The 14,485-nt window shown below is 47.3% G+C and carries 10 protein-coding genes; all 10 read right to left on the reverse strand.

From position 1 onward, the window contains the following. Positions 1-404: 404 nt before the first annotated feature. Positions 405-1,322 carry an N-acetylmuramoyl-L-alanine amidase family protein gene (locus tag C4S74_RS07695; RefSeq protein ID WP_103994750.1) on the reverse strand — a complete coding sequence of 306 codons (918 nt, stop codon included), beginning with the start codon at positions 1,320-1,322 and terminating at the stop codon, positions 405-407. A 6-nt stretch (positions 1,323-1,328) separates the two neighbouring features. Beyond that, on the reverse strand, positions 1,329-1,784 hold the full coding sequence (locus tag C4S74_RS07700) for a holin family protein (protein WP_258042424.1): 456 nt from the start codon (positions 1,782-1,784) through the stop codon (positions 1,329-1,331). A 35-nt stretch (positions 1,785-1,819) separates the two neighbouring features. Next, positions 1,820-5,227 carry a DNRLRE domain-containing protein gene (locus tag C4S74_RS07705; protein ID WP_181024337.1) on the reverse strand — a complete coding sequence of 1,136 codons (3,408 nt, stop codon included), beginning with the start codon at positions 5,225-5,227 and terminating at the stop codon, positions 1,820-1,822. Between the two features lie 30 nt (positions 5,228-5,257). Beyond that, positions 5,258-7,390 (reverse strand): WD40 repeat domain-containing protein, encoded by a 2,133-nt coding sequence (locus tag C4S74_RS07710; protein WP_103994752.1) that lies wholly within the window; start codon positions 7,388-7,390, stop codon positions 5,258-5,260. Positions 7,391-7,404: 14 nt separating this feature from the next. Continuing rightward, a complete protein-coding gene (locus C4S74_RS07715) occupies positions 7,405-8,007 on the reverse strand; it encodes a hypothetical protein (RefSeq protein ID WP_103994753.1) in 603 nt (200 codons plus the stop codon). An 82-nt stretch (positions 8,008-8,089) separates the two neighbouring features. Continuing rightward, complete coding sequence (locus tag C4S74_RS07720) at positions 8,090-8,548, reverse strand: hypothetical protein (protein ID WP_103994754.1); 459 nt, start codon at positions 8,546-8,548, stop codon at positions 8,090-8,092. 45 nt (positions 8,549-8,593) lie between these two features. Next, on the reverse strand, positions 8,594-9,751 hold the full coding sequence (locus C4S74_RS07725; RefSeq protein WP_103994755.1) for a hypothetical protein: 1,158 nt from the start codon (positions 9,749-9,751) through the stop codon (positions 8,594-8,596). 21 nt (positions 9,752-9,772) lie between these two features. Continuing rightward, positions 9,773-10,219 carry a hypothetical protein gene (locus tag C4S74_RS26220; RefSeq protein ID WP_146065482.1) on the reverse strand — a complete coding sequence of 149 codons (447 nt, stop codon included), beginning with the start codon at positions 10,217-10,219 and terminating at the stop codon, positions 9,773-9,775. Between the two features lie 10 nt (positions 10,220-10,229). Next, positions 10,230-13,826, reverse strand: coding sequence for a phage tail spike protein (locus C4S74_RS07730; RefSeq protein WP_103994756.1), 3,597 nt, complete (start codon positions 13,824-13,826; stop codon positions 10,230-10,232). 12 nt (positions 13,827-13,838) lie between these two features. Then, entirely contained in the window at positions 13,839-14,483 is a 645-nt protein-coding gene (locus tag C4S74_RS07735; RefSeq protein ID WP_103994757.1) for a phage tail domain-containing protein, read from the reverse strand. Positions 14,484-14,485: the final 2 nt, after the last annotated feature.

Consider the following 14,485-nt stretch of genomic DNA (forward strand, 5'->3'; position numbering starts at 1 on the left):
AGGGCGGACAAGCTTTTGGTTGAGTTGTCTGTTTTATATTCACGTACTTATACGGTTCGCAAAGCGTGTAGTTTTTGTGATCGTAATGGTGATCAATCTTCTTTTTTCCCAAAGATAGAGAATTCTTCTTGAATCCTGTAACTAAAGCTTTTATATAAAGGCACATCCTGCTCTCATTCCTTAAGGGTGGCTAACCGGCGGGAAGTCGGCAAGGAAAGCGAAATGTTCACGGTTGTATAATGTTTATTTAGTAGGTATAAAGGATCATTTTGTGAAAAGTCGTGCTGCTGACATTCAAAAATAAAACAGATGAGCTGCAATCCACAGCTTAGAAATCCACCATGGACGTGGCAGCTTTTTAATAAATAAGATAGATAGGGTAGGATAGGATACCTGCGATCCGGTTATTTGTCGGGTCTCATTCCTTCCTCTTCAGGTTCTATGCTCAGTCCGTTTTGTTTGGCCGCAGCAACCGAGTTCAGAAAAGCCAACTCACCGGCCGTCAGTTCTTTGTTCCGGATTTTCGCGATCCATTTCCAATCCGTTATTTCTTGGCGGTTATATCTTTGAGACCAGATGGCGTTCAGCATTTTCCATTCATAATCGTTAAGGGACAAAGGCATGGTGTCTTCATCCTCCTTTCGCAGGAGTTCTCCGTTGTTTTTCTTTAGATATTCCGTTAATTCGCCGATTTCAGCGAGGAATTTTTGCCAAAGCGCTTCGCCTTGAATGTTGTCTATATGCAGGTTATCCCGCATCCAGGCAATTTGGGCGGATGTCCAGCCTTTGCCCGCACAATGTTTATCGTTAAATAACAGGTCCAGAAAAGGAAGCGGGCAGTCTTTGTGGGTAATATCCCAATGTCTGCATATATCCGTTCCGGGATTCCAGCCGTACAGGCGGCATAAGTGAGCCATAGTCCACACCGCGCGTTTGTAAGATTCGCGAAAATTGCCGTTCCCATTGACACACATCTCATAGCCCAGTGTCGTCCGGTTTGGATAGGCGCCGAATTGACGGGTGTAGTAGGTGTTTGCTCCGACATGGTAGGCCATTTCGGCCTCCCCGGGGAGATAGGGCAGAGCAGCCAGGATTTCTTCCGAATCTCCGATCAGGTGCGCACTGCCGTAAGAGCCGGTCCGGTTGTTAAAAAAGTTCCGGTTCGCTCTGGCGTTTGCCCCTTTCCCTATATTTCCCGTCCAATGAATAATGCCGCCCGAGGGCTTAATTTTTTCTTTTGTACGGGTCCAGGGAGATGGCGCGATGAAGGCATTGCCGATAGAGTAGCCGCCGCAGGAGATAATTTCATCAGGAATAGACATATACGCTCACCCTTTAGCCTGCGGATCTTTTTCGTCCAGATTGCCTTTTAAAACCGAAAGAGCTTTTTTTAAGACGGGAGGAATCGGGAGACCGATTCTTCCGAAATTTTCGAAAATGGAGATAAGTTCGTTAGCCAGCCAAAAATAAATACAGCCGCTCATACACCAGTTTACTCCTAAAGCTATGTCGATTTGATGGCCGATAGAAACGGAAAGCAGCATCATCGTCTTTTTGATGAGTCCCCAAAATCCGACTTCACTGTTCAGGCCCTGCTTTTCTTTAAGAGAAGCAATGAGACCGGTCGAGTAATCGACGGCCATAATCATAAGCAGAAATTCCAGCAATTGTGTCCAACCTCCAAACAGATACGTAATTATTGAACCGATAACGGCTGGAACCGTATAAATTCCAAGTTCTTTCAAAGTTAAAAATTTGACGGTTAAATGCTCCAATTCATTCACTCCTGTGTAAAAAAATAAGAGCGCCGCAGGGCGCTCTACATAATAAAGACATAAGACGAATCGTCCGAATCGTCGTAAACTTGAATGCGGCTCGTCAAGTCGCTTGCGAGCTTGGTTCGAACCTGAATAAAGGTACGGAGCTCTTTTATTTCGGGTTTGGGGACCGTAATCAAGCAAGCGAAATACTCCGACGATACGAGAATAGAGCCTCCGAGCTCGGATTTCGTGTAAACTCTCACATAACTTGACAGGCCCTCACTTACGTTTTGTCGCGCTGTCAAGCGGCCGCTAAGCTGGCTCTGTTCTTTCCGGGAAACCTTTAAGGTACCGGAAACTACGCTGCCGAGAACGACCTCCAGACTGCCGGGAAGTGCGGGAAGGCTAATTCTGACTGACCCTGGTAGCGGGCTCAGCTCGTTTCTCCGGGCTGTCAGCGAGGCAGGTAGGTCCTTAACCTCATTTCGACGGACCCAGATTGTACCGGGGAAAGAAGGCTGACTGACGCGGAGAGTGGAAGGCATGGTAAGATCGCCTTTAACCCTCACGGTCAGCCGGCTGGTTTGCAGCGATTCGGCATTACGCCTTACGGTAAGCCGGCCCCAGACGACCTCGCTTTTGACGAAGAGGGTGCATTCCATAAAATCAGGTGAATGTACATGGATGCGTCCGGGAAGATCCGATTTAAACCACACTTCACGCACGCTGATTTTGCCTGTAAGGTTTTTCGTTCCGTTTTGACGAACGGTCAGGGTATTGTTACGCAGCTCGGATCTTCCTGGGCTGTACACGTTCTGATCCAGGTACTCGATCTCAAGGAGAGGCGGAGTTTTACCTTGTTCTCTTGTATAAAAACGCTGGTAGGCGATCGTTTCATCAAGTGCCTTTAAGAGAAGGCCATAGTTGCTGGATGGAGCTTGGTACCACTTCTTTACAAGCTCCAACAAATCGAACTTGATGTATCCTTTCGTTTTGCCTGCTTTTTCTTGAAGCTGAAGAGAGGCGGATACCGGCTGGTTATCCCAAGTGATGCCGTCTTCCGTCCAAGGCTCTTGAGCTTCATAGAGCCCGATTATAGCTTCCGGCATATTCTCATAGTCGGAGAAGATCTTCAGATCCGCTTTCGTGAGCTTCTGGAGCGGAGGAAGCGCGGTTAAGTCGAATCGGACCAGAGAGCGGTATCTCTCGTTTAATCCGGCGTTATATCCGGCGAACATATCCTGCTCCGAGCCGTAGTTCAGCTTTGGCACCCCTTCCCGCACGAAGGCGTCCTGCACTGCCAGCAGAACCGCTTTCTTGACCGGCGGCGGAATAATATCCAATATACCGAACATGCGGTTGTGAACAGGGACCTGAATGCTGCCGGAGAGGGAGTCATGGAGCCTGGCCTGAATCGTCGAAGGCATATCGGCATGAAGAACAGGCGTTATGTCGACCTTTCCGACGAGCCGGTTATGCGGCGGTACATGAATGGTACCGGTGACCTGGCTACGAATCGGAACGGTGAGCGTGGAGTAAGCTTGCACCGCTTTCAGAGTTACGTTCGGGGTTAATGCGATTTCGCCGATGTTAAGAGCCGCACCACTATATACCGTCTCCAGGAAATTAAAGCGGTAGTACTCGTAAGCCGTCATGTTATTGACAAGATATTCGTTTTTTCCGGAGGGATAAGTCCAATTGGTTTCGTTGGTTCTCGTATCGAGGGTGACCCAGTCTTGGCCATTATTGCTTGCCTGCAGCGTCCAGGATTTTGGACTGTAATGATTAATAGTCTTAGGCCCGGCCGTAATCATGTATCGGTTTACAACGTATCTGTTTTGATAGCCGGTGAACACCTGGATCCAGCCCAGACCGTCAGGGGAAGTAACCGACCAGCTCTCCCGCGCAGTAACTGCCGGAGAGCCGTTAAAGGCCATATAAGCCGGGGAGTCCGGACTATCGGATGAGGCCGTGATTTCAAACGGCTTAGGAGCAGTATAAGAACTCATAGGCGGGATAATGCTTACGTCCGTATAGCCTATCGGAGACAATACTATATGATTGCTGTTAATAGTAATGGACGATTGCAGATCATTCTGTGGCCTTACATAAATCTGACCCGGTAATTGGTGCCCGATTCCGTCTTTCTCCGCAAACAGCTGCATCTCCGCTATATAATTGGAGTTTTGGTACAAGGAGTCGAGGATATTGATACGGTAAAACCTGTAGTTTCCTTTAAAAGGATGAGTAATCAAGCAGGTTTTCACAGTAGATGTTTTCCAATTTTCCGTCTGCCTATCGATTTCGATCCAGGTATCCGAATCCGAACTGGCCTCCAAACTCCATAGGGATGGGCCAGAGGAATTGTTCAAGAGGATCATTTTATATGCTGCCAGTTTAAAACTGTTATCCTGGCCTACATCCATTGTAATTTTGTCGGTTTTGCCATTGTACATATACCGGTTTGCGGCAGCATTAACAATCGAGCCATCAAACAAATGATATGTATTCGATGTTTTATCGAAGCTGAGTGACTGAACCGAATAGGGGAGCGGAGAAGTATTAGAAGACATCGGTGGAATAACGCTAATGAAATCCGTCTTATAGTGGGGAATGCCAATATATCCGCTTCCTAACGGATAGTCATTAAAATAAATTCGGAAATCGAATAATTTTGGGCTCTGCACCCCGCGTGTGGATAACGTTTGTTTGATTTTGATTTTGGTTTGCGAGAGGTCCATACCAATTGGAATGCCTTTAATGGCATTTCCGTTTTCGATCTGCTCGTAAGCGCTCCACGATGCTCCATTATCGAAGGAATAGCTGGCCTCCACTACAATATCGGTATTGAGCGGCTTATATTCTCCCCAATATAACAAGGCTCCATTAAAACTCTTTAGCGAGGCAAGATCGTATTCTTTCTCACGAACGGCTTTATATTCACGGCCGGCAAAAATTTGGCATTCGGTTATTCTAACTGTATATTTAAATGTAGGTACGTTGTAGACCTTAATTTTTACATATCTTGCATCCGTACTGGAGAATTCCCCATCAAGCATGATGACCCAAGCTTTGGGATCTCCATAGGTGCCTTGATAAGTATAGGTTTTTCCATCCAAACTGGTAGAAACGTCCATAACTTTGGGGCTTACGGCAGATGCGACTGATCCGTATAACTTTATTGCCGACAAAGGAACTGTCTGAAGCAAATCCACAATCATTTCGACATAGGTCATGTCGTTATACGAATAGGACGAAGTGATGTTTCCATCGGTTAGCATCCTGCCCCCGACGTCATTATCGTAAAGTTTTCCGTCCGAGCTTTGCGTATAAGGTTTGTTTAAAGCAACATTACTAACATTATTAGTGTTAGCTAATTTTAATTCCCCGGACGGTGTGACTACGAGCCCTTGGTCTAATGATCCCGATTGAAAATCAGCTTGGGTGGTTTCTTTGATAACAAACATATCCCACCACCTTTCCATTGTATTGGAGGTTTAAATTTTGTTGCATTTGGCACGCACTTCAAACATGCCGCCCGAAGCTGCCTTCTCCTTCGTGACGACCCTGAAATAGATAGGAACGGTCTGCATCTTACTCATCGTGCCAGAGTACAGAAGATTTGTTTCAGGAATAAAAGGGTTGTCCGACTTGCTCATTTCAACCGTGAAATCGCTGCTGTTGTTCACAATGTCAACTTGGAGCTGGTTTACACTGAATTCATTAGCATTTTCAATAAGAACCTTCTTGGAAAGGGTCGTTTGGCCTGCAATAATTTGTCCGAAGTCAAGCAGCATTTTAATGTTACCGTTATTATCACAATAATAGTCGTACGTTGCCTCATCTTTAAAATATATGTTGTCGTAGGGTTCGAAGAAGAATTTAAAAAGAAATAAAGACCCGGTAGCCGAGCCGTCCTGAGCATATCCTAGATACATGCCGTCTTTTGAAAACTCTAATCCTTTAGGGAGGGCATTTTCATTGGTTACAGGCAATCCCACATTATTAGTAACCTTAATTTTCTCGCCAATTTCCCCTGTGAGAGAGTTAAACCTGTAAAAAATCAAGGCGGGTCCAAGACTTGCTGATAGATACTGGGCAATAACAATATACTTCATTCTCTTGGAGAATCTGATTTTTTTAGTTGCTGAGTCGGCTGGAACGGCAGGGTATATAGGTTGCCCTATAATTCCAGAGAGGGGGTCATTTCTAAACACACACCAACCTGGAGAATTTTCAGTAGCAAGCGTAATGAATTTCATATCTTCGGAAAGATTAAAATCGGTAACCTTGCCTGGCAACGCAGGTACAGTAATTTCGCTGCCGATTGTACCGGAAGGTTCGATCTTAAATATTTTAAAACTTCCGTCTTCCAATACGGTATAAAGCAAGTTATCATTCTTATTAAATTCTACTTTTAAAGGTTTGTTGGGTAGGGTTTTAATAAATTCATTACTTAGGAGTCCCGTATTGGAATCATATTTATATATTCTTAAAGAAAAGTAGGTGGCTATAACAAATAAGTTTTTGCTATTTGAGAATGCAAGGTCACGAGTGTTCTCGACAATTCTTGAAATTGCAGGCTGAATCAATTCAGTTGTGTAACCGCCTTTAAGAGAATCGTATTTGTAAAAACGAAAGTTATCGTAGCCACTGTATATAAACAGGTTGTCATCCGGAGAGAAAAGGGAAGTATATTCGCCGCGTCCCAGATATCCCCCGTTTGGTGTGGGCAATTCCTTTAATGTGTTATTGCTGCGGTCAATTTCGTAAACAAAAGGTCGGTAGCCTGTAATTGCAGTTACGGCAAGATACTTCCCGCTATCGGAAAACTTTACACTATACACACGCGAAGGAACTCCTGCCGGGTTATTCACAACCGTTAACGTAGGGTCAATCGCAACGGGATACTGACGGGACGGTTCGGAAAGCCACGAATACGGCAGCCGAATTTTCAAGGAAATGAAGTTCTCCTCTTGTTTGGATATGCTATACGTACAGACGATCTGTTCTGCGCCGTTTATCTCGTAGGTGATTGGGGCAGGCAGCGTAAAAATTTCTAGTCCCTTCGCGTCTTTAAAAACGATAGCTTCGTGTGTTGTGAACTCATTTTCCTGACGCACCTCCTGCACATACATGATGACATCCTCGGAAAAATCGATTTTTCCTTCAACAACAAACTCGATATCGCTTCCCGGCAGAGATTGATTATAAACAGGAAGTGAATTCAGTACCGTATTATGCTTCAGCTTACCGCCAAGAACTTGAAACTCTTCATCGATATCGGCAATCATATTTTGATATAAGACGGTGTTCTCCTTGACAACCTGTGCCTCGCAATTCTCTACACGGCCAAGCCATTGCTCGTTCCCAAGCTCATCCTGAAACCCGGCTCCCAGTGGTGTCCATTCAAAAAAAGCGTCTCCGGTTTCCACTTTAACGGGGGAATAACCGCATAGATTTGATTTGAAAAAAGTTTGGATCGTATTGGAGCGGTTTTCGAACGTATACTCAGTGGTATCACTTGACCGGACCTTGAGGTCGATTTCATGCTCTTCTCCGTTCGTATCCGTGTAGGTCTGTATCGGAAGCTTGATGGATTCCAAATTATTAATTCCTAAGCCTGACATAATCCTGCCCTCCTTTATGGAAGAAACCAATTGATTTCTCCGCCTTTGTTCTTGGTTAACGGGGCGTTAACGGTATCCGCAACGACTCCGTCGCGTTTGATTACAAGCTCACCGTCCAAGGTTTTATCGCTGACCAGCTTGATATAAAAGTAGGGAGACCGTCCGTCCGTCGGAATCTTATACAGGATTTGAAAATGAAATTGGACCGATTCGATGTGCAGCTCCGCCTTATAACCGAAGTTATATTGGATAATCTGATCCGTGCCATTGCCGGCTTCCCCATTGGGATTAAAAGTAAATTCCATATTTTTATATGCGATTACATCCCTATAAGACTGCTGCTGTCCGGTAAGCGCGTATTCGGTATCTCCGTGCTTATAGACAAGCTCGATTATTTTGTCGTCAATTTTAAAAATACCGCCGGAGACTTCGTAATAAAATTTATGACCCGATCCGATCTGACCGAAACGCAGAAGCTTCTCCCGATTAATATCCATGAAGCTGTGTTCCGCTTTCGTATCCAGTTCATATTCGCTGAAAATTTCGCCGTTTTCGTATTCAGCCAGCCAGATGAGTGATTGGGAAACGGGAGAGTAGGGGGAAATAGTTTGAAACATTGGATTACCTCCATTGTATTGGATTCCTATAATGAAAAAGAAAAGGCCCCATCTGTAAGATAGACAGGGCCTCTAATCAGCATTAGATGGTATAGTTGATCCGCGTCAGAAAAGCATAATTCCCTGCAGTGGCATTGGCCGGGACATTGGCACGTACGGTAATTTTGGCAAAGTTGGGGACGGAGTTGGCTACCGTTCCATCGTTAGCGGTCCCTTTGATGATTCCCGCTCCTGCTCCTCCGCCAGCCTGAATGACTCTGATCGCGGCACCGCCGATGGGGGAGAAGGTCGTTTCATTCATCGAATCGCATTTCATTTCGATCCATTTGTTTAACACCAGTTCCCCGGTATTTCCACCTGCGCTGTCCTTGGTAGTAATGGTGCAGCCCCCCATGTCGGAAACGGCTGCTGTGCCGCCCCGGTTGTTCCAGATGTAAAAAGTTTTCTCCGTGGATGCGGTACCCGCATCCACGGGACCGATATCCCAACTGTTTTCCTGACTTGTATTTGTCGCATTGTACCATTGAACTACTGCTGGCATAAGATCACTCCTAGATTAGTTTAGTTAGTGCTTGATAGGGCCGTACTAGATTTGAATTTCAACCTGGACGGTTAGTCCTTTGAGATCGGGGTCTAGTTGAAGCAAATTTACACGAAAAAAGTCTTGGGGATCGACACTGGCATTTAAAACAGCCGTATTCGATCCCAGCATCTGATTGACGGGGATAATTACGGGGAAGCTGGTGAGAGGGGTCCAGGAATTCAAGTTCAGTAAATTGGTCTCGTCGATTTTCTCGACCATAATTTCGGTGTCGGTCGTAAAACCCGAGCGTGAACAGTAGCTGTGTACTTTTTTCACCTTACCTTTGAGGGGGAAGCGGATGAGCTGGCTTTGAGGGCCGGGCTGCGGCGGTTTGTTCAGCACGAATGTAATGGTTCTCAGCTCATGCTCATTATGAAACTTGGTATAATCCTCTTTGCTCATCAAGCCGTCGACACTATCTGAAACACGCGGAAGGGCGGAGGTCACCCAGTTCTCAATGAGCATCCATTTTGCGCCGTCGTAGCGGTAAATCTCCCCGCTGTTCTGGACCATTACGGTCCAGCCGACCTCGGGGGCGGGATAAGCGGAAGCCAGGTGCTGTTTCGTGGGAACGGGGGCCTTGTACACCTTCCGCATAAGATTCGCGGTATTTCGCGCTTCCTGTGCGGCTTGATTGGCATTGTCCCGAGCAAAATTGGCTTGGTCCGCGGCCTGATCGGCTCGTTCGGTCGCCTGCTTGCAACGCAGAATGGCCTCGTTGACGAGACCGATGGCGATATTTGCGTGGCGTATTTTTTGCAGCGATTCTTCGATAATCTGCTGAAGATTCTTGACGACATCGGGATTTCCGCCGATATGAGCATAAATTCGCTCGGCCGGATACTGGATAATGCCGCGTCCTTTATATTGGGCAACGACATGGACACCTTCTTGGGAAGGATGGAACTGAACGATACCGTTTTGATAGTTCACATAAAACTCATGTTGTTGCAAGGATTTATTTTTATCGAAATCCGTTTTGCGAATTTCGGTAAAGCCACTGATCCGCACCTTATGGGTTTCGGACGGAATTTCATGCAGGGGAACTAACGTGTTCATAATGATCCACGATTCTGTGCGTTCCACATAAGGGTCCTGGGCCGTTCCCGCCCGGAACGTAATGAGTAGCGGATCGTTGTAAGGCAGATAGGCTAAGGTCATGGTATCACCTCCTTTACTAGTTTAAATGACGTTGACAAAGTCGCTCCCGGAATTAAGAGTGGTCGAGGTTCCCAAACAAGTGGTCACCCCGGTACCGATTAACGCGATAGGAACCCCATTGATCTTAACGTGGCTTCCGCTGTTTTGGATGGTGCCGGTGCCAGTGCCTGATCCGTCAGGAGCGGGAATAATACTATCAATCCATCCACCAGGACTTGCTTGTGGCGAAGGAGAAGCTATCCAGTGTTCATATGTGTTCTCGTTCTGTACCGAAAGCGGCTTTCCATTGATTCTAATATGTGAATTAGATACGACTTTTCCGTTAATAACGGCATTGGTAGTTCTAGGTGTAGGAAAAGGGTATACACCGCCCCACCCATTCGAGGCCATATGCCACTCTGTATAAGTCACAAACCCAACTTTAGTGGATGGAGCAATGGTCGAACCGTCCAAGGCAACACCTGCCATGGCAATCACCTTATTTCTTTACAAAGTTTACTTCCTTCGAAGTAACGCGGAATTCGTCGGCTTCGAATGAAATGTTTTTGCCGGTAAATGTCATGTTGCCGCCGACCAGAGTCACTTCTCCGTTGGGACCGAAAACGAATTTGGAGGAGCTATTTTCAAACTGGACACTGAACTGCCCGGTCTTTTCGTCTTCGAGCTTAATCACGTAATCCTTGGATTTGGTTACGATCGGGGCAAGCTGGGAATTCAGTTGGACACTCTCGTCGGTAAACTGAAGGCTCCGGTCATGTGGCGCATTATTGGTGACATAGCGGTAATCCAGCCCGCCGTTATATTTCAGCTCGTAGGCACGGCCAGTATTGTAATCAATCCGATTGATCGTTAACGGGTTTGTACCTCCGTCACCTTCACCAATTACTCGCCTAGGAAGAGCGTGCTCGCCTTCATTGAGGAAATCGGTAATCATCTTTTCGTGGATGTCGCCGAGCTTAAACTGGTAGGCAATATAATTGGTTTTTTCCTTAGTCAAGATTTGTCTCTTGTCATCGGTCCAATAAAGGAGATTGCCTTTGCTGTCCTTGCTCTGCTCCTTGGCTTCGACCTTCGCCGTAATCCATCTGAATTGTTTGTCCTGAATTTCCATGAAGTTGACGAATTGTCCGACGTCGGCATCTTTGCCGAGTGTTTTCAGCCTGGATACGGTCAGGTTGCTGATGTATCCGTCCTCAGCCGTAATAGTCGTGACGGCAAGCAGCTCGGCGGCAATCCGGCCGGCTCCTTCGATATCGAAATTGTGAAGGAACATTTTACCCTTCTCGCTATCGACCAGCACTTCGTTTTTACCGTTCGTGATTAGCGCTTTCCGGGCTTTCAGGGTCCCGTCCAGGGAAACCGAAAACGGAGCGGAGCCGAAGCTTTGATGCCCGGCCCAGATGCCGATGTTGGGAAAAACGCGGAAGGCCAGATCACCGGTACCGATGGTAAGATCGGAGCCGACAATATGGCCGTTCTTGAATTGGGATTGCTCGATTTCGGCCGTTACCGCATGCATGGCCCGCGTATAAAAGTTGCCGTAATAGTCAAAGCGGGAAGGGGCATTGGCCCAAACGGAAGAGCCGATAGCCACTCCGTCTTTGTCCACTTTGAATACTTGGTTGCCTTCTCCGGCCTGGAAATTGCCTTTCATGAACAAGTCGCCGTCGAGCGAGGTGTACAGTGTTTTCTCGAAGCCGTTGGTCCGTTTACGCTCCAGCGTAAGCCCGTTCTCGCTATCTAGCGTCACTTTGTTGACGATAGTGGACGTGAGGGAACAGTCTTGCGTATCGAAACGGTTGATCGTGAGGCCGAAACGGTCGGGCTTCTCCTCGATAAGGCCGATTTTCATCACTTCGCGGTCGCAGCGGTCCGTAATGGTCGTTTTGGCGCCTTCGGTCAGCCAGATCCCGTCGTCGTCCCCGATGATGACCCGGTTGGTCGTCAAAATTTTACCCATTAACCGCTCGGCTATAATTCCGTCCGGAGTAATGGCGGTCTCGTACCTCAGTCCGCCGGAGCGGGTGAGGGCAAGGGACCCGTGCGTCGCACGCAGGAAGCGGTTCGGATCGGCGGGATCGGTGATCGTAAGTCCGCTGCGGTCGAGGGTGACATACTCGTTGTTGGCCATGTTAATTTCCTGGGTCACTTTGTTCCAGAAATTTTCCATGAGCTGGCTGGTTTCGCTGGCGTCGATGACGGCTTTGCCCCAACGGTCTTTGTTATGGTTCAGCGTAGCGGAAGTTCCGATACTGGTCGCCATGAACTTTTCCATTTTTTTATAGGGGTCGGAAATATCTTTGACGTTCGCAATGGTTAAACCGACACTTCCGCTGCCGTAATCAAATGCCATTTCGATAATCCGCGCGGTTACCTTCGTCCTCATCTTCTCGTACTCAATCGTGACGGTGTCACCGAGAACAAGTTTGTCCCAATTGTGCTGTTCCTCGATAATCTCCAGGAAGTTCACGATGTCGATATTGAAAAGCAGCTGAGGCTTCTGCATTTCACGGAATTTTTCCATCAGATCTTTGTACAGATCTTTGTCGTGAATATAATTCTCATCCACAAATTCCTTCTCGATAATGAACGGGTTCAGCTCATTTAACTGGTCGGGCGTAAAATTTTGTTCCGCGGAAAGGAGCTTTTTGAGCGCCGTAATCTGCACCTCAATCTGATCCATTTGGTCCTGAAGACTCTTAATCTCCGCGGTTTTGGCTTCGATCTGCATTTCTTTGTGATCCAGGCTGTATTTATTGATGAGCACGTCGTCATTGCCGGTGCCCGTAAATTCATCCTTGGTAATCGAAGCAATCTGGATAAAAATTTCCGTATCTTTTGGAGAGCCGCTAAGCTGTACGACGGATTGCACGGAACCGGAGATTTTACCGGATAAAACCCATTCGTTCGCGCTCAGCCGGGACGGCGTCCCGTTTACGGTTACGGAAAGGTTTGAGACATCCGAGACTTTGCAGAATACCGCATACCGGTTGACCGAAGATTTTAGCGTCGTAACGACAGATCGTGAAGGACCCGAGTATGTGAACTTCTCGAACCACATGTTTTTATCGAACTGCTGGTTGTTCTTGAGTGAAGTAATCTGGGATTGCTCCATTTTGAGCGCATTCAGTTCGTTTTGTCTCGCGGATAAGGATGCTTGAAGAGGTTCCTTCCGGTTCAGCAATGACTCGAATGTGCCTTTATTGACTTCTACCAGCTCATCGTAATCCAGCAGAGCGTGACAAAGCGAATCGGACATATAGTCGCTTTGCTGAAGGACCTTTCTGGCGGCATTGCGCCTGAACGGATACAGAAAATAGCTGAGATCCTGGATGTAAGGCTGCCCGGTCGGATTCACTCTTTCGATGGACAAGCCTTCCTTTCCGTAGCCCTTAAGCCGCGTCACCATCTCGTCGGCCTTGGATTCCCGGCCCATCCGTTTGAGGTAATGGCCGTAGGAAAACTTCAAACCTTTGTTCAGGCCGTACAGCTCCGGCTTCATCAGACTCACCTTGCGGTTGACCGTATCCCATTCGACGATGGCGTTGTAAGTCTCGGCGACTTGATAGACGGCATCGAGCACCGTATTGCTGGAAAACTCGAAATCGCGGTAAGCAAGCTCGAAATCGGCGTCGATATAACCGACGCTCCATACCGTCCGGGACAAAAGGTCATTCATAATCTGACCCGCGTGATAGGAGACCTGTTTGTAATCTTTCAGCATTTTATCCGAAAGCTCGTAAGCCAGAGAGTAGGCCGTTACCGTTCTCCGGTCGCCATTATCCTCCATCTCGTCGCTGGGGGAGGTGATGATATACCATTCCTCGCTGTCTCCAAGAACGACTTTCAGCAGATACCGTTCTTTAATTAACGGAATATGTTCGTTGGGAACAAGCTGGTGATGAACGTCCACCTCGTACGGCAGTTGGATACGGATATCATTAAGAGCATTCAGCTTAATGTTCTGCTGGGGAGGATAGGCCTCGCTGAGCTTCGCGATAATTTCCTTGTCCGGTTTGGCCAGAAAAATTTGCGGCTTGATCGGTTTTTTGAGGAGATCGATTTCTCCAAACACATGTTCACCTCCTTAAGCCTGCAGCCTTTTAAATTCGTATCTGAACTGCAGCTTCCCGTTTCCGTTGATTTTAAGAATATTGATTCCGTAAGGCAGCTCTAAATATTGGTCGTTAAAATTGGCGTACCGGTATTTAAGGGGGATGCTCGTTTCAATCTGCTCCCTGTCGCCGTGAATGTACAGCTCTTCCTGATCCAGGAGGCTTGTAAACTTAAATTCCCTGTTGTGCTGAGACGTGTTGATAATGGAAAAGTCACCGGAGCCGTCCTTCGTAATCCAGATCTCGGGTCGGATAGTGAGATCGCCCTTGTTCTCGATTTCGATAACCGGCTCCAGCAGAAAGCCGATTTCCCGAATAACGGGGCTGACGGCCCGGTCGTCCGTTTTCAGGAAGAAACGGAACTTAACCCGCGCATCGGTCAGCTGCGAATGTGTGTAAATATCCGGAATGGATCCCCCGTTGACGGCAGCCTTCCAGCCCGACCAGGAGACGCCTCCGTTCATGGATACATTCGTATACAAGGTCACGGAGGTCCCCGGCGGCTCGTCCGCGCTCCAGGTGAGCTTCGTTAATGCCCCGTTGCCGTCGAGCTGTATGGGCAATTCCTCGGATTCGTAATATCCGGTAAAGCCTGCTACATCAAGCCATGTCGCCATAT

This window comes from Paenibacillus sp. UNC499MF, from assembly GCF_900107975.1.
In the GTDB taxonomy this organism is placed as follows: domain Bacteria; phylum Bacillota; class Bacilli; order Paenibacillales; family NBRC-103111; genus Paenibacillus_F.

Bases quoted from the DNA above. Each gene is read 5' to 3' on its own strand.
- C4S74_RS26220 (WP_146065482.1), bottom strand. From the start codon at position 10,219: ATGGCAGGTGTTGCCTTGGACGGTTCGACCATTGCTCCATCCACTAAA.
- C4S74_RS07715 (WP_103994753.1), bottom strand. From the start codon at position 8,007: ATGTTTCAAACTATTTCCCCCTACTCTCCCGTTTCCCAATCACTCATC.
- C4S74_RS07695 (WP_103994750.1), bottom strand. From the start codon at position 1,322: ATGTCTATTCCTGATGAAATTATCTCCTGCGGCGGCTACTCTATCGGC.
- C4S74_RS07720 (WP_103994754.1), bottom strand. From the start codon at position 8,548: ATGCCAGCAGTAGTTCAATGGTACAATGCGACAAATACAAGTCAGGAA.
- C4S74_RS07735 (WP_103994757.1), bottom strand. From the start codon at position 14,483: ATGGCGACATGGCTTGATGTAGCAGGCTTTACCGGATATTACGAATCC.
- C4S74_RS07725 (WP_103994755.1), bottom strand. From the start codon at position 9,751: ATGACCTTAGCCTATCTGCCTTACAACGATCCGCTACTCATTACGTTC.
- C4S74_RS07705 (WP_181024337.1), bottom strand. From the start codon at position 5,227: ATGTTTGTTATCAAAGAAACCACCCAAGCTGATTTTCAATCGGGATCA.
- C4S74_RS07710 (WP_103994752.1), bottom strand. From the start codon at position 7,390: ATGTCAGGCTTAGGAATTAATAATTTGGAATCCATCAAGCTTCCGATA.